The organism is Paenibacillus tyrphae, from assembly GCF_024158745.1.
In the GTDB taxonomy this organism is placed as follows: domain Bacteria; phylum Bacillota; class Bacilli; order Paenibacillales; family NBRC-103111; genus Paenibacillus_G; species Paenibacillus_G tyrfis_A.
Window position 1 is genome coordinate 24011 of record NZ_JAMZAW010000021.1, and the last position, 16825, is coordinate 40835.

A 16825-nucleotide genomic window follows, 5' to 3' on the forward strand; every position below is an offset into this window, starting at 1 on the left:
ATCGGTCTGATCCCATCCTACAAGATTGCCCCAGGGGAAAGGTCAAGACCTTTGTTCATATTGTCCGGAATGACAAAGGACACCGTAGTCCCTTCATTCGGCTTGCTGCGAATGGACAAGCCTTGACCATACAATTGCGTCAAGCGCCGGTTCGTATTGGAAAGTCCGATTCCGCGTCTGCTTTTGGCCGTCGGATTCAACAGCTGCTTGACCTTGTCCGGCTCCATGCCCTTGCCGTCATCCGCGACTTCAACATGGATGCCCCCCTCGCCCGCCTTTAATTTGGCTGAGAAGGCCGTGCTTGACGGCATTTTCGACCAGCGGCTGGATCGAAAGCGGGGGAAGAAGCAGGTCGATGCCCGGGTCAACCTCCCACAAGACCGACAGCCTGCTGCCGAACCGCTCTTGTTCAACAAACAGATAGGCTTTCACAAGCTCCAGCTCGTGCGACAGCTCTACAAGCTTTCCGGTATTGAGAAAATCAAAGCTGATCCGCAAAAAGGATGCAAACGCATCGCCGAGCTCGCGCATTTTCTCCGTGTCGATCTCGCTCAGGGCCATGATGGAATTCAGCGTATTGAACAGAAAATGAGGCTGAATTTGTGCTTGCAGATAGGCGGCTTCCATACGTAAACGTTCTTGGATGGATTGCTTCAGCGTGATCAGCGCCCTAATCCGGTATTGCAGCTCCAACGCGTCTACCGGCTTGGTCACGTAATCGTTGGCTCCCGACTTGAAGCCGGTATAGATGTCGGCAGGTTGGCTGCGCGCGGTCAGCAGCAGCACCGGAAGCTCAGATAAGGAGTACTGCTCCCTTACCTTCTGCGTCAACTCGTAGCCGGACATCTGCGGCATCATGACATCGGCGATCAGCAGATCCCATTGCTGGGTACCCAGCAGCTCCAGCACCTCGCGGGCGGAATGAGCGGTTGTGATGCGGTACGGCTCCGACGAAAGGATGCCAACAAGCACATTCAAGTTGACGGGATCGTCATCCACGGCCAAAATATTCGCCTTCCCGTCATTCTCAAGCGGCGGGACAAGTATGGAAGCGGCCAATTCGCCGATAGAGGCGTCCGAAGCCATTACCGCGGCGCGCACTTTTTCCGCTGCATCCGCGATCAGTGGAGACTGAAGCGGATTTTGCGGCAGCGACGGGAGATGCGGCACATTAGCTAACGGAAGGTCGAAGCTGAATACCGAACCCTTTCCAAGTTCGGAGCGGACGGTCAATGCACCGCCGTGCAATTCGACCAGCTGCTTGCATATGCTTAACCCAAGTCCGATGCCCCGTCCGTCGCTTATTCCATAAGATCCTTGTTCGTAAGGGAGAAACACCCTCGCTTGGGTCTTCTCGTCCATGCCGACCCCGGTGTCGGAGATATGGATCACGGCGTGTCCTTCCCGGGTCTCGGCGGAAACGGAAATGGTTCCTTCCTCCGTGTATTTGAGCGCGTTATGCACCAAGTTATATAAAATTTGCACGAGCCTTTTCTCATCGGCCATAACCGGCGGCATCGATTCCGTGATGTCCATATGCAGTCGGACAGGCTTGCCCTCAAGCATAAATTGAAGCATGCCGATGACGCCGAGCACGACGGATTGAATGTGCAGAGGCTCTTGCTGCAGTACGATGCGGTGCTCCTGAAGCCGTGCGACATCGAGAAGATCGCCGAGCATATGCGACATGCGGCGGCTGATGGTAATAAGCAGCTCCATGTCTTTCAGGCTGCGCTCGTTCAGCTTCGCTTTCTCTTTGGTCACGACACTCTGAGCGATATTGATAATGCCGTGCAGCGGCGTTCTCAGCTCATGCGATGTATTGGCCAGAAATTGATCCTTCAGCTTGTCGGCTTTCCTTAACTGATCGTTGAGGATGGCGTTTTCCCTGGCGTTGCGGAAATATTGTTTAAACCAGTAGGCCGAAAAACCGATAATCGCCGCAATAATATCGATCGGATAGTAAACGGGATTATAGGAGCTCCATAGGCTCCAGAGAAAACTCGACATAATGCCGGCTGCGGACATCACTAAAAAGACGCCGTCGTTGACGGCTCTTTTCCCGAAGATCATGGTTCCCGCCGTATAAGCAAACCAGACGAAGGGGAGCAAATAGAAGCAAGCAAATATCCCCAGGTCAACCGATCCATTCACCCATGCCGCATTTGCAGCGAACAGAAAACACGTATAAGCAAGGAGCACCGCGGTGAGTACCCGCAAGCCGACACTCTTCGGAGGAGCCGAAGAGAACCTCCTAAAGAGTAGAAGCATAAGATACGAATGCCATAGCAGGGCAATCAGTCTGAGCTTCAACGCCCATGTATAGTTGATCGGCAGCCATAGCAAAAGCAGGTTATCATGACCGGTCGTAATGGAAATTCCGGTTGCCAGCGTCAACAGAAAGACAATGACCAACGTCCGTTCATGCGGGTTAAACGTATAAAGGACAAAGGCATACATACCGTGAAGCATCAGGACGATAAACGTAACCAGTTGAAACCCGATGGAATACCAGCGTGCATAGTCGATCGCCGCTTGGGAACCAAAGTAAATGGGGCGCAAGATCCCACCGTTATAAGGGTCGTCGAAATTCGCCACCCGGATAAGCAATTCAAGCTCTGTGGCCCCCATTGTATCGTAGGAGGCCGTGTAGGAGACGTTTTCGGGCGTATACTCATTCGCATGTTCGGCAGGCTTTCCGATATTGGGTTTAACCTGCTCGTTGATTTCCACACCGGATGAGGCCTGTATGCCTCGCAACCAAAAAGCGACAGGCTGCTTCAGCGGATCGACCAGAATGCGCAGCCGATACGTTCCGTAGCCATACGAGGAGTCCGGGCCATTCGTCAGTTGGCTGCTCCAATCTCCCGGAACCTGAATAGGGCGGAATTCGTTTTCCGCCAACGCTGCGTCCCGGTGAAATGCCAATTTTCCAGGGTAGAATTGCCACTCGCCATCCAAGGAGATGGTAGGGGATTGATCCAGGTCCACACCGCGCAAATCGAGCACGCCATGGACGGCGCGGGGGTGCTCCAATGTGGGGAAAATTTCGGTCCAAGTCCAGCGCAGGCCGAGGAGGATGCCGAGAAATAATATAATGGTCGCTATATACTTAGGCGTGGTGTTATTTTTCATTCGCATCATACGAAGAAGTTCGACAGTACTTGCGCTTATTCCTTTCGTTCAACTTGCGGCTTCGATAATAAAAACTGTTGATTTGTCATTCAATCTGTCTTGTTCTGCAGGTGGGTTTTGGCTCTTCTGTTTTTCGGTATTTCCAATAGCTGCACTTTATCGATAATATCAGGAATTTCGATTACGGCAGTTTCTAAAGGAATAAATATAAATATTTTGCCTGTCGATCGTTCCCATTTTTCAAAATCGAAATTTGAAGTCACGGTTATATGCTGAGATTTCAGATAACGATGGATCTCGGCATGAGTCAGATCGATTTCCGACTCATCACCAGGATGCTCAAAAGCCAGATATTCACCTTCCGGAATATTCAATACATTCAAGTCGGCATGTCCACCTTGATCGCTTCCCACAAATGTAATGAAATCTGTGTTTTCGGTAAAATCATCTGAAATGTAAATTTGAATGAGATAGTTCGGTTCTATATACTGCTTAACATATGCCTTCATGGCATCCACAATATGCTCTGTCTGGTCTTCCTTTAAATTGTGTTTCAGGCTGATACCATAAAGTATCTTCGCTTCATGAACAATATGTTTGACATTGTTCAAAGATATCCACTCTCCCATCTTTGTACATTAGTTTTTTCATAAACCGTCTTATAATCATATCTTCATCATTTTCATGAGATGACCTCGTCAAAATGGTATGAAACATGAACATCTATGTTTTACGACGAAGCTGCACATGAATATGTTTCCCTTTGCTTGGCCAACGTTACAGAAACTTTTTCATCTCGTTAAAAGCGAGATGACGATGGCCGGCCTGGCAGTGCTGTTCGCCGCCGGTTTCTCTGGTAAAGACCTTTGTCGTGATAGACGCCGCATTGCACAGCTCTTGCTGGATTTGCGGCAGACGGCTGATCGGAACGTACTGATCCTCCTCTCCGGCCAGCAGCAATACGTCCTGGTTGATCAACGGACCGAGCCCGGCCATCGTATGCTTCTCGAAATTTTTAAGCAAGCCGAATGGGGTGGTCTCGCCCGTATTTTCCATGCCTTTTGTGATTTTCCAGTTTAGATCGATATTCGAGGCCATCATGCTGTAAAACATGGCATTGATCTGATCGGCTTCATTGGCAGCCAATAGGGAGGCCAGCTTGTTCCAGACATCGTCCGGCATCCTCATTTTCAGCGCATCGAGGCCGCAGTAGAAAATATTGAAAGCGATGACTTTGTCGATCCGTTTCTCAAAAGCGGCCGCGCGCATCGCCAAATAACCGCCCCACGAACCTCCCACAATACCGATACGCTCAAGCTTGAAATAGTCAATGACGGCGGCCACCGGCTTTTCCCAGTTCGGAATGAATTTCAAGCCGTTTTTTAGTGCCGTGCCTTGTCCGGGACCGTCGAAGACAATAATATGATAATCGATCCCTCTTAAAAAGTTCAGCATTTTGAGCATTTCTTCCATGTGGGAATCGTAGCCGCCGAAGACGAGCAACGTTTTCCGGGCGCCCGGCGTAATTAGCTTTACCGCTGGAAGATACGAATTCTCATAGGGGATCTGATAGGATTCATAATCGAAATCACGAAAGCCTTTGTAGAAAGTCTCGCGATACTTGCGATACATCTTTTCTTTGTGCGGATCGGACGGAGCCAGATAAAATTCGGCGGCCTGATAATAAACGGAAGCAAGATCGTAATCCTGCCGCTCTTCCCGCATGACCGCATAGTCCAGCCAAGTCTCATACCAGCTTTGCGCATCCGTCAATCTTGGAACAATCCCTTGCAAATCCTGATTAGCCCGTTCATCCTCCTGATAGAAGTCATTCAAGAAACGGTTGATTTGCAAATTGAATTGCTCGTTGTCAACATAGGATTTAAACATCGTTATCCCTCCTTGATTGGGTTACAAAACCTATAGTAGAGGGCCCGGCCCGGTCTAACCATAAGCAAAAAAGTTCAAGAAGTACGAAATCGGACGATATGCATACCCGTGGTTCGAAAAGCGACTTTTAGAAAGGAATGGACGAGATGGAGGAAGACGTTCGAGTGTATAAAACCAAAAAAAGCATTTCCGAAGCGTTCGTCCAGCTGCTGCACGAAAAAGATTTCAATCACATTACGGTAAAGGACATTTGTACCCGTTCGTTGACCAGCAAATCGACTTTTTACAGTCACTTTCTCGATAAATACGACCTGCTGGAAAAGCTGGTGAAGAAGCATGCCGACACGTTCGAGAGAGAAATTGCGCGGCGCTTTGAATCCATAAAGCATGGCAATGTGGGGGAAGTCATTGAAACGATCGTGAATCAAGCGGCGGCCCATAAAACGGAGATTGCCGCACTGCTGAACGTACACATGTCCGCAGCGGATTTGCGTGTGGAATTCGAAGCGATTTTATACGATGCCTGCTTCGCCTTTCTGGACAAGGAACCGGCCGCGTTTGCCGTCCCGATAGACTATTTGGCGCAGCTGTACGCGGCCAATGCCATGGCGCTGCTTCATTGGACTTTACACAACGGCAAGGATGCGAGCGCCATAGCTTTGGCTGACGACATGCAGCGGTTTATTTTTGACCAGGTTCGGCGGAGTCATGGATCGTGAGCTTGTGAGAATTTTGAGAGAAGCGTCTGGTAAGATGCAGGGGGGTTATACATATGAGGTAAGCTTCGGAGGAGGAAAGGACAAGTGACGAATCGGAGATATTTCAATTCGTTTCCAGGGAAGTTGTGGGTATGGGGCATTGCAATCATGATGGTCTCTGTAACCTTATTCACTTATCCCGTGCAAGCGGTGGAACAATGGAGTCAATACGCCAAGATAGGGCGTGGCAGCAATGATATTGCCGGAGCGTTCTCGAGACCGAGCGGCTTGACGGTAGACGGCAGCGGGAATTTGTATGTCGCCGATACGAGTAACAATCGTATCCAGAAGCTGACGGCGGCTACAGGCATGTGGAGCGAATGGGGAAAGGGCAGCGGAGCATTCGGAACCAGTTTGGGTGAGTTTTCCAATCCAACAAGCGTGGCGGTCGACCGCAGCGGGAACGTCTATGTGGCCGATAGGGAGAACCATCGTGTCCAGAAGCTGACAGTAGCCACCGGGGTGTGGAGCGAGTGGAAGAGCGGCGATGGAAGATCGGGAAGCGGCTTGGGCGAGTTTAAAAATCCGAACGGTGTGGCTGTGGATAGCAGCGGGAATGTCTACGTGGCCGATACGGGTAACCATCGCATTCAGAAGTTGACGGCAGCTACAGGCGTATGGAGCGAGTGGAAGAGCAGCGGCGGAGGGTCGGGAAGCGGCCTTGGGGAGTTTAGCGGTCCGGCCCGCGTGTCGGTAGACAGCAGCGACAATGTCTACGTGGCCGATACGGGTAACCATCGCATTCAGAAGTTGACGGCAGCTACAGGCGTATGGAGCGAGTGGAAGCGCAGCGGGGGAGGATCGGGAAGCGGCCTGGGCGAGTTCAGCAATCCCTCCGAAGTGGCTATCGATGGCAGCGGGAACATATACGTGGCCGACGCGGGTAACCATCGGATCCAAAAACTGACGATCGCTACAGGGGTGTGGAGCGAGTGGAAGCGCAGCGCTGGAGGGGCCGGAAGCGGCCTGGGCGAGTTCAATAATCCCAAAGGCGTAGCGGTAGACGGCAGCGGCAATGTCTACGTGGCCGATTCCAATAATGAGCGCGTTCAGAAATTAGATATTTCATCCAATTCATGGAGCGAGTGGATATATATTGGAGGTGTGATTGGCAAAGGCCTGGGTGAGTTTAAGTATCCAAACGGCGTAGCGGTGGATAGCAGCGGTAACGTCTACGTGGCTGCTGATTACGGTAACCATCGCATCCAGAAGCTGGATGCATCGACACGCGTATGGAGCGAGTGGGGGAAGAGCAACGGACAGTTCGGAAGCGGCTTAGGCGAGTTCGACGGGCCAACCGATGTTGCTGTGGACAGCAGCGGGAATGTCTATGTGTCCGATTTTTATAACCACCGCGTTCAGAAGCTGACGGTTGCTACAGGCGCATGGAGTGAGTGGAAAAAGAGCGGCGGAGGGGCAGGAAGCGGCCTTGGACAGTTTAACTATCCTAGCGGTGTAGCGGTGGACGGCGACGGGAACGTCTATGTGGCCGATTCCGGTAACAACCGCATCCAGAGGCTGACGTCGGCTACAGGCGTATGGAGCGAGTGGAAGAAGAGCGGCGGCGGCGCAGGAAACGGCCTGGGCGAGTTTGATTATCCTACCGATGTAGCGGTAGATCGCAGCGGGAATGTCTATGTGGCGGATATGAATAACCATCGCATCCAGAAACTGACGGTAGCTACAGGGGGGTGGAGCGAGTGGAAGAAGAGCGGCGGCGGTGCAGGAAACGGCCTGGGCGAGTTTGCTGAGCCGTACCACTTGGCGGTAAACGGCGACGGGAATGTCTATGTAGCCGATTCCAATAACCATCGCATCCAGAAGCTGACGGCAGCTACAGGGAAGTGGAGCGAGTGGAAGAGAAGAGGCGGCGGCGCAGGAGGCGGCTTAGGCGAGTTTTACAGTCCGTTAGGCGTAGCGGTGGGTAGCAGCGGGAATGTCTACGTGGCCGATTCCAGCAATCATCGGGTGCAAAAGCTGGAAGGCGAGAACACTCCTCCAGACGCACCGACGAATGTAACGGCGGAGGTAGCGAATGGCGAATCGCAAGCGACCATCAAGTTTACGGCGCCTGTTAGCGACGGAGGCAGCGCCATTACTGGCTATACCGTGACTTCGAGCCCGGGAGGGTTGACGGCTAGCGGCACAGGCAGTCCGATCACGGTGACCGGCTTAACGTACGGCACGGCGTATACGTTCACCGTCGTTGCGACGAACGACTTGGGGAACTCTACAGCTTCGCTGCCATCGAACAGCGTAACGCCTACGGCATCGACAGCGCCCGGCGCTCCGACCCATGTAACGGCAGAGGTAGCGAATGGCGAATCGCAAGCGACCATCAAGTTTACGGCGCCTGTCAGCAATGGAGGCAGCCCCATTACTGGCTATACCGTGACTTCAAGCCCGGGAGGGTTGACGGCCAGCGGTACGGGCAGTCCGATCACGGTGACGGGCTTAACGTATGGCACGGCTTATACATTCACCGTCGTTGCCACGAACGGCGTGGGGAATTCTAAAGCTTCGCTGCCATCGAACAGCGTAACGCCTACAGCATCGACAGCGCCTGCTACGGTACCCGGCGCGCCGACGGCTGTAACGGCCGTGGTAGAGCACGGTCAATCGCAAGCGACCGTGACCTTTACCCCGCCTGCCAGCAACGGAGGCAGTACGATTACAGGTTACATCGTCACCGCAAGTCCGGGAGGGTTGACGGCTAGCGGCACAGGCAGTCCGATCACCGTAACCGGCTTAACGTATGGCACCACTTATACGTTCACCGTGGTTGCCATCAATGGCGTAGGAAGCTCGGCCTCTTCGGTTCCATCCAATCGTGTGACGCTGACCGCGCCTGCGACCGTGCCGGGCGCACCGACGAACGTAAAAGCTGTTGCGGGCAACGGGGAAGCGACCGTGACCTTCACCCCGCCTGCCAGCCATGGGGGCAGTCCGATCGAAAGCTATACGGTCATTGCTAGTCCGGGCGGCAGAACGGCAACGGGCACGGGCAGCCCGATCACGGTGACCGGCTTAACGAATGGCGTAACCTATACGTTTACGGTGATTGCGACCAACAGTATCGGCAGCGGCGCCGCTGCCGACGTTTCCAACGCAGTAAGGCCAGAAGGCTCATCCGATAGCGGCAGCAGCGACAATACGCCGTCCTCGGGAGGTACGTCTTCACAGCCGGCGCCTGCGGCAGCATCGGAATCCGATAAAACGGGTGCCGTCGTTCTTGTGAACGGCCAATCGGTGAATGCAGGAACGGTAAAGGTAACGACTGTCGATTTGCGGAAAGTAACGACCGTCACGCTTGACCAGAATAAGCTCGAAGAGAGGCTCGCCAAGGAAGGGAAATCCGCCGTGGTGACGATACCGGTGAATACCGCATCCGATGTCGTGATCGGAGAGCTTAACGGGCAGATGGTTAGCAGAATGGAAGCGCAGCAAGCGGTATTGGAGATAAAAACGGATAAAGCGGCTTATCGTATACCGGCCCGGCAGATCAACATCCAATCGATCTCCAATCAGGTGGGCAAAGCGCCAGCGCTGCAGGATATTAAGGTACAGATCGAAATCGCCGTGCCTAAAACGCCGGTTCCATCGCCTGAAGGAACGATTGCGATTGTCGCTCCGCCGCTTGATTTTGCGGTGAGAGCTACTTATAAAGACAAAACCGTGGAAGTGACCGAGTTCCAAGCTTATGTCGAACGCACCATGGCTATTCCGGACGGCGTCGATCCGAACAAAATCACGACGGGAGTCGCGATAGAGACGGATGGCACGCTGCGCCATGTGCCGACGAAGGTCGTGCTGTCGAACGGCAAGTATTATGCCAAGATCAACAGTCTGACGAATAGCGTCTATTCCGTCATATGGCATCCGCTTGCGTTTAAGGACGTTGAGCGGTACTGGGCGGAGCAAGCCGTAAACGATATGGGATCGCGTCTGGTCGTGAGCGGCGTCGGCCAAGGCGCATTCCATCCCGATCAAGATATTACGCGTGCGGAGTTCGCGGCTATCCTGATTCGCGGATTAGGGTTAAAAGCAAAAGAAGGGGCACAGCCTTTCTCCGACGTTGAACGGAAGGATTGGTTCGCCGGTGCGGTTGGGACGGCATATGCGTACAACCTGATCGGCGGCTTCGAAGACGGCACCTTCCGTCCGAATGAGAAGATTACGCGCGAACAAGCGATGACCATCTTGGCAAGAGCGATGACCATTACAGGGCTTGGCGCGAAGTCTTCCCCAACCGCGGAACCGCTGCTGAACTCCTTCGCCGACGCGGGGACGGTATCGGATTGGGCGAAGAGCGGAATTTCCGACGCCTTGCAATCCGGGCTCCTTTCGGGACGGAGCGGCACGGAGCTGGCTCCGAAAGCCTTCATCACAAGAGCGGAAGTTGCAGTTATTGTGCAGCGGCTTCTTCAGAAGTCCGATCTGATTTAATAAGCTTACAGTTGCAAGAAACCGGCATCGCGTCCTCGAATAAAGGGCGTGATGCCGGTTTTAAATTTAACGGCCAAACTCCTTATTGAGTATTTTATCGTGAGCCGGATACACATCCGGGCCTACCGCGTTGATGCACGTTACCATAATATGCTTCCCGTCTAGAGATCCGAAGGCTCTCGATTCAAATCCGAAAGTACCGCCAGAATGCCCCCAATAGGACTGCCCGTCCGGTGTTTTTCCTTCATAAATCCCTAGTCCAAATTTACCTAAAGGCGTATCTACTGTTGTGGTCATCTGCTTCATCATCTCTTCATTTAGAAGCTTTCCGCCCAACAACGCACTGAAGAAGGTGGTCAAGTCTTTGACTGATGAAACCATATCTCCGGCTGCATTTGCCCATGATTGATTGATTTCTGTTAAATCATACAAACGACCCGATCTGTCCAGATTATATCCTGTAGCATGGTTGCCCGGAATATCGTGACTACTTTCCATTACGAATGTCTCTGTCATCCCGAGCGGTTCGATGAACCGTTTCCGGATCTGCTCCGCGTACGTATCCCCGGTTGCCTTCTGAATAATTTGACCAGCCAGCACTGTATTGGTGTTGGAATAGTTCCAGCCCTCCCCTGGCGCATATACAGGCGGCTTTGCAAGTCCCAAGCCGATAAGCTCGTCGACGGTATAGTAACGGAATGGATTTTGAGGAATGGTAATATCTCGCATGTCATTATCTGTATAGGACGCAATCCCGCTAGTATGGTTCAATAACTGACGAATCGTTATTTTGTTGCCGTCATACCCATTTCCCTTTACGACTCCCGGCAGCCATTTTTCGACCGTATCGTCCAGGTTCAATTGTTTCTCCTCAGCCAACTGCAATACAACGGTAGCGGTAAACGTCTTCGTGATGCTTCCAATACGGAATGAAAAATCCGGCTGCACCGGGCTTGGTACTTCGTAGCTGGCTGTACCTGCAGCGTAGGACCAGCGTTCCCCATCCTTGAGCCCGCCAGCGATGACACTTGGAACTCTTTTGATGGTTACGACCTCATCCATGACGCGTTTGACATCTTCCCGATGCTTGCTTTTCTTTTCCTTCTCCGTGAGTTCTTTTTGGGGTTCTATTGCGAACTCCGACGCTAAAATATTGTTGATATGTTTTTCCGCATCGCTCAACACATTGATGTTTATCGAGATGACATGTTGACCGTCTTCCGTTCCGCCTGCAAAGTTGGTAAATCCGGGAATACCTCCGCCATGCCCCCATACGATGGTGCCGTCCGGCAGCTTTGTTCCGTGTATGCCAAGTCCGTACCTTCCCAATGGGGAGTCGGCTGTGCTGGTCAGCATTTCCTTCTGCATCTCCGGTGTCAACAGCTTTCCGCCCAATAAGGCGCGGAAAAACGTCGTCATATCTTCTCCTGTCGAGATCATTTCCCCGGCGGCGTTAGTAAATGATGGGTTAAGCACAGTAATATCTACTAATTTATCTCCAGTGTTCAGGTAGCCGCGGGCATGTTTTTTCGGAATATCCGTCGAGCTGCCGGGGAGGAACGTTCTTTTAAGTTGAAGCGGTTCAATGATTCGTTTCTTAATCTGCTCGGCATAGGTTTCTCCGGTGACCTTCTGGATAATGAGCCCCATAATAACCGTATTCGTGTTCGAATATTGCCAACCCGTTACTGGCTTCAGCTCCAAGCCGCGGGCAATTAACTGTTCGGCTGTATAATTTTCGCCCGGATTTGCGAGTAAATTCGTCTTGAATTCCGGAGTCAAGTAGTCCGGGATTCCGCTTGTATGATTCAATAATTGACGAATCTTAATGTTATTGCCGTCGAACCCATTGCCCTTTACAAGTCCCGGCAGCCATTTCTCCACCGTATCGTCGAGACTTAGCTTCTTCTCGCCGGCAAGCTGCAAGGCAACCGTAGCGACAAACGACTTCGATGTACTTCCGATCCGGAAAGTGGAGTCGGCGTCCACCTTATGGTTCTTTTCGATATTCGCTTCGCCGGAAGCATAGGACCAGCTCGCATCTCCTTTCTTCACGGTAACGATAACGCCTGGAATATTGTCGGTATTGGCGGCTTTATCGATAGCTTGTTGGGTTGGCGTCTTAACCGTCGCTTGTGCCACGTGTACCGCGTTTGCCGCGTGTAGAGAGCCATAAGCAGGGAATACCAGCGTACCCGCCAATATGGCTGTTAATGTAAGTGCAGTCCCTTTTTGAATGATGAATGATTTCATAACGCATCGCTCCTATTATTTTGGAATGTTGTGTTGCTTCACCCCCTAACCTTATCCCCGAGGTTGTTAAATTGGACAGTGATGAAACCGCCAAGCTTCTAATGACATCGTACTTGGCCCTGTCACATTTACCGTATGACAAACTGTCAACTATCTCATGTGACGTGCTTTCTACGGCCGAATTCTAAATGTTCCCTCCCCTCTGTCGCTTGACGAATCGGGAAGGTATGGTGCATGATAGGTCTGAATTATCCGGAACTATTCTTACTTATAAAAAAGCAAGCAGGTGTACATGATCCGTGTTATCGATACTAAAAAAATGGTTTTGGTATGATTGGGTGGTTCTTGCTATACGGACCACTTGGCTGGCCATTATCGTCATCTCCGGTTTCATCAACCCGTCACTGATCGTTGTACCGTTATGGATTGTATGGATGCTTGCTCTCTTGGTTTACCTCATCCCGCCAATTGTCCAGTATCGGAAAAGAAGCTGGTATCTGGCAGTCGAAGTTATGGCGGTCGGCTTCTTTCATCTCTATCTGGCTTATGCAGCACCAGGGTTGCTATGGTCTTTCGTTTTATTCGCGATAATTATCGGCTTGGCCAGCAGTCGGCGAACGTACATGTGGACGGGTATCCCTTGCGGCCTCGTTTTTCCGGCATTGAACGGTTGGCTTGCCGATCGTCTCCCCTACGAGTTTATGTTTAGCTGCAGCTTTGGTTTCGCCATCGGCTTCGCGTTTAGTATATTAATTCAGTCCCACAAGCAAGCCCAAATCATTCAAGAGCAGAAGCAATTGCTGGAGCGGCACATTACACAAATCGAGGAGCTTACGCTGATGGAGGAGCGCCATCGGCTATCACATGAGCTGCATGACACGGTTGGCCATGCGTTAACCTCGCTGATCGTCGGCGTTGAATCGCTCCGCTTATCCGTACCCGCTGCACAGATCGAACGGATCGATTCCCTTGTCGGCATCGCACAGCGCAGTCTGAATGATATCCGAAACCATCTGCACCAGCTTTCGCATGGTCCGTTGAGCTATTCGTTAAGTGAATCATTGCTGCAATTAACCGAAGAATTCAGGAAGTCTACAGGGGTAATGGTCAACCTCCGCGTGATCGGCAACGAGGCTCTTGTGATGCAGAAAATGAACTTTTGTTTATATCGCTGCCTGCAAGAATCGCTCACCAACGCGGTTCGTCACGGTCAAGCGAGTGCGGTATCCGTTCAGCTGCATTTCGATAGTCACCAGCTCCGGTTACAAATCGAAGATAACGGCATCGGCGCGGAATCTATCCGGTTCGGATTCGGTCTAAATGGGATAAAGGAACGGCTTGATCAGCTTCACGGTACACTGTCCGTTCATTCACAATTAGGACAAGGAACCGTCGTTATATGTAATATTCCTTTGCAGGCAGCGCCTCTGCATGGCCATATCCGCCTGCTGATTGTTGACGATCAGGCGATCATTGCCAATAGCTTGCAGCATATTTTAGAGCAGCATGCTGATTTTATCGTCGTCGGTACGGCCGGGGATGGGTACGAGGCATTGGAACATTGCGAGCGGTCCCGGCCGGATATCGTGCTCATGGACATTCGGATGCAGGGGATGAACGGACTTGAGGCCTTGCTTGAGATGAAACAACGCTGGCCTGACATGAAGGTTGTGCTCATGACGACGTTTGAGGATTCCATACAGGCAGCGACCGCACTGGAACACGGAGCGGAAGGCTATATGCTGAAGTCGATTCATCCGCGAGAGATGACCGAAGCCTTGAAGCTCATCTATAGCGGAGGAACGTGGATTGATCAGTCGATCGCCACGCGAGTATTCGAAGAGATGAAGCGTCAGCGTGAACAGTTGGAGAAGTACGGCCCGCAGCAAGAAATCTATCCGTACGGGCTTACGAAACGGGAGATGGAGATTTTACAGCATTTGTCGAACGGACTGCGCTACAAGTCCATCGCCGCCAAGCTGTTTTTATCGGAGGGGACGGTACGCAATTATTGCTCGACTCTCTACTCGAAGCTCGGTGTCAGCAACCGTGAAGAAGCCATTGAATTAGCGCGAGTGGAGAATATCGTATAAACGCCCGTTCTTGGCAATGGAGGTAAATCATAGGTGCTGTCCCCCTGGGTTAACTACCGGGACAAAGAGCGGAAAAGCCGTCGCAAAAGCGACGGCTCTCAGAGTGTTGAGAAAGTGGTCAAATGGGATAATAGAGGTTACGAGGGGGTGGGGTATCCACTTCCGACCGCTGTTGTCATCGGGAAATTTTTATTGAAGCCGCTTAACGGCGGGTATTTCCCGAAGACAAAGGCGGCCGCTATCGCTTCTCCATTGGATACCCCACCGCCGTATGCATCTCTATTTTTGTTTAAGTCCACTTTCTCAACAAGCTCGTAGCCGTCGCAAAAGCGACGGCTCTTTTATATAGTACACTCGGGTGTAGGCTGGCCTCTTGTGCAGGGGAGCGCGTGCTAGAAAGGACTCATGCCGAGCGTGTTCAGCTTCTCGCCCGTGATGTCGATGCCCATTTTCGTCGTAATATCGCGATAATGGCCGACCCGGCGGCCGATCCGGTTGTCGGTTTCGTCCTTATTGCCCTCCAGATTACCGTTGATGATCATGATCGTAATTCCGAAGCCCGGCGGGGTTAGCCCTTTGGCAATTTCCTCCGCCGAAGGCGTCCAATTGCCGACCATGACGTCGTGGGCCGACGGCTTCGGCGGCTGCGGCGTCATCCAGAACAGGATCGCGGTCATAAAGCCCAATTTCCCGTCGCTGGTGATGAGTTCCGGCTGCTGGAGCAGCGTGTTTTTATTGCCGTATATAATGCCGCTGAACAAGCCGTAGTTGTAGTTCCAGCTCAGTTGGATCGGCCCGCGTCCATGATACGACTTGCCCGCAACCGGCGGATAATCGGCATGCGTCTGCACGTAGCCGATGTTGGTGCTGTTAATGTACGCCACTTCCTCGTTCCAGAACAAGCCCCAACGAAGCTCGCCGCCGGGCGCCGTCGCCCAGCCTCCGCCCGTTTCATGCGCAATATTGGCGAGGAAGGCCGCCAGCTCGCGCTTGCGGTTAACGGCAGAGTCTTCTTTGAGGAACGATCCGAAATCGACGGTTTTGGAGACGATCGGCACCGTCAAGTTCCAGGAAGCGTTGAAATCGGCATTTTGATAGATGAGCGTTTCCGTCTTCGTCGCTTTGTCCAAGCGGAATATGCGGTGGTTCCAAGTCGCACCCTGCCGGTATTCGAGCTTGTACTTGATATTCGCTACCTCGGATACGGCGGCAATCAGGTTATTGTACGAATAATAGTCTCCTTGCCCCGGCTTGTAATACGGCTTGGAAGCGGCGAAGGTATGCCACTCCGGCGAGCCGATGCGGATCGGGAACAGCGCTTCGTACTCGGTCTGCGGCAGTGCGCTTTGTACGGCGGCAACGGCATTGGCCGGCGAATATTGCGGATCGATGCCGCCCCAGATCGACGCAATCTGCGAATCGGTCAGGACGCGGCTTTGGCCGACGTTCAGACCGCCCAGCGACGTCTTTACTTTGATGCTGGAGCTTGCCGTCGTGTTGTTGGCGCCATCCCTCGCGGAGACGTAATACGTATATTCGGTGTCCTGCTGCAGCCCTGTATCGGTGTAGGTCAGCGTGGAAGCGTTGGCCGAGGAGCCGACCTTCGTCCCGTTGCGGAAAATATCGTAACCGGCTACAGCGATGTTGTCCGTAGCCGCAGTCCAAGTCAGCGTGATCGCGTCCGCAGTCTGCCCCGTCGATGCAAGATTCGTCGGAGCCGTCGGCGGGGTAGCATCGTTGCCGCCACCTGTGTCCGGACCAACCAGCTGCCACGGCGAGCTTGACGGGTCGCCTGTGCCCGGCGTGTCGCCTTGCGTCCACCATTTGGCCCGGTATATCTTCCCGTTGTAGCTGACCTCGTTGCCGGCCACGTACACTTGGGTGGCGACCCAAGGCGAGGCGGCTAAGGCCGCTTGTTGTCCGGCATTGGCGGAAGCGATGGTTGTAACCGGTTCCAAAGGTGCGAGCGCCAACAGGGCGGACAGCGCGGCGACGCTTGCTTGCACCGCCTTCTTGCGGGTGAGCTTAGGTTTCATAATTAACCTCCTATTACGATTGGATTAATTTCACTTTCTAGTATATGAAATACAAAATCTATTATATATAGATATAATTTACTATTTATCTTAAAGATTCCCTTAAGTATCAAGCTCCGTCGACAAATGGGGCAGCCCTTCACACTTCCAACGATGATTTGATAGAATTAACATGTAGTTTGCTTTAGTAAATCTTACATAGGGAGTCGTGGAT

General features: G+C 52.3%; 7 protein-coding genes and 1 pseudogene. 3 read left to right on the forward strand and 5 right to left on the reverse strand.

The window, feature by feature from the left end; all coding sequences use genetic code 11:
* Window positions 1–17 precede the first annotated feature (17 nt).
* From NI000_RS26705 to NI000_RS26715, 3 genes and pseudogenes are all read right to left on the reverse strand, one after another.
* Window positions 18–3144, reverse strand: a pseudogene (locus NI000_RS26705) (ATP-binding protein).
* 80 nt (window positions 3145–3224) lie between these two features.
* Window positions 3225–3746: a GyrI-like domain-containing protein gene (locus NI000_RS26710; protein ID WP_253414416.1), complete on the reverse strand. Its 522-nt coding sequence runs from the start codon at window positions 3744–3746 to the stop codon at window positions 3225–3227.
* Between the two features lie 166 nt (window positions 3747–3912).
* A complete protein-coding gene (locus NI000_RS26715) occupies window positions 3913–5025 on the reverse strand; it encodes an alpha/beta fold hydrolase (protein WP_253414417.1) in 1113 nt (370 codons plus the stop codon).
* A gap of 146 nt (window positions 5026–5171) precedes the next feature.
* Between NI000_RS26715 and NI000_RS26720 the strand changes: the two genes are divergently transcribed.
* Both NI000_RS26720 and NI000_RS26725 read left to right on the forward strand, forming a co-directional pair.
* A complete protein-coding gene (locus NI000_RS26720) occupies window positions 5172–5744 on the forward strand; it encodes a TetR/AcrR family transcriptional regulator (protein ID WP_253414518.1) in 573 nt (190 codons plus the stop codon).
* Between the two features lie 84 nt (window positions 5745–5828).
* Window positions 5829–10229, forward strand: a complete 4401-nt coding sequence (locus NI000_RS26725; protein ID WP_253414418.1) for a fibronectin type III domain-containing protein — start codon at window positions 5829–5831, stop codon at window positions 10227–10229.
* A gap of 66 nt (window positions 10230–10295) precedes the next feature.
* Here the strand turns inward: NI000_RS26725 and NI000_RS26730 are convergent, their stop codons facing one another.
* The gene (locus tag NI000_RS26730) at window positions 10296–12482 is read right to left on the reverse strand and encodes a serine hydrolase domain-containing protein (RefSeq protein WP_253414419.1); all 2187 of its coding nucleotides are present in this window, start codon (window positions 12480–12482) and stop codon (window positions 10296–10298) included.
* Window positions 12483–12781: 299 nt separating this feature from the next.
* Between NI000_RS26730 and NI000_RS26735 the strand changes: the two genes are divergently transcribed.
* Entirely contained in the window at window positions 12782–14575 is a 1794-nt protein-coding gene (locus tag NI000_RS26735) for a response regulator (protein ID WP_253414420.1), read from the forward strand.
* A 392-nt stretch (window positions 14576–14967) separates the two neighbouring features.
* Here NI000_RS26735 and NI000_RS26740 read toward each other — a convergent pair whose 3' ends face one another.
* Window positions 14968–16611 carry a glycoside hydrolase family 19 protein gene (locus NI000_RS26740; protein WP_301292712.1) on the reverse strand — a complete coding sequence of 548 codons (1644 nt, stop codon included), beginning with the start codon at window positions 16609–16611 and terminating at the stop codon, window positions 14968–14970.
* Window positions 16612–16825 lie beyond the last annotated feature (214 nt).

Coding starts and splice junctions, on each gene's coding strand:
- NI000_RS26715 (WP_253414417.1), bottom strand. CDS start 5,025: ATGTTTAAATCCTATGTTGACAACGAGCAATTCAATTTGCAAATCAAC.
- NI000_RS26720 (WP_253414518.1), top strand. CDS start 5,172: ATGGAGGAAGACGTTCGAGTGTATAAAACCAAAAAAAGCATTTCCGAA.
- NI000_RS26730 (WP_253414419.1), bottom strand. CDS start 12,482: ATGAAATCATTCATCATTCAAAAAGGGACTGCACTTACATTAACAGCC.
- NI000_RS26740 (WP_301292712.1), bottom strand. CDS start 16,611: ATGAAACCTAAGCTCACCCGCAAGAAGGCGGTGCAAGCAAGCGTCGCC.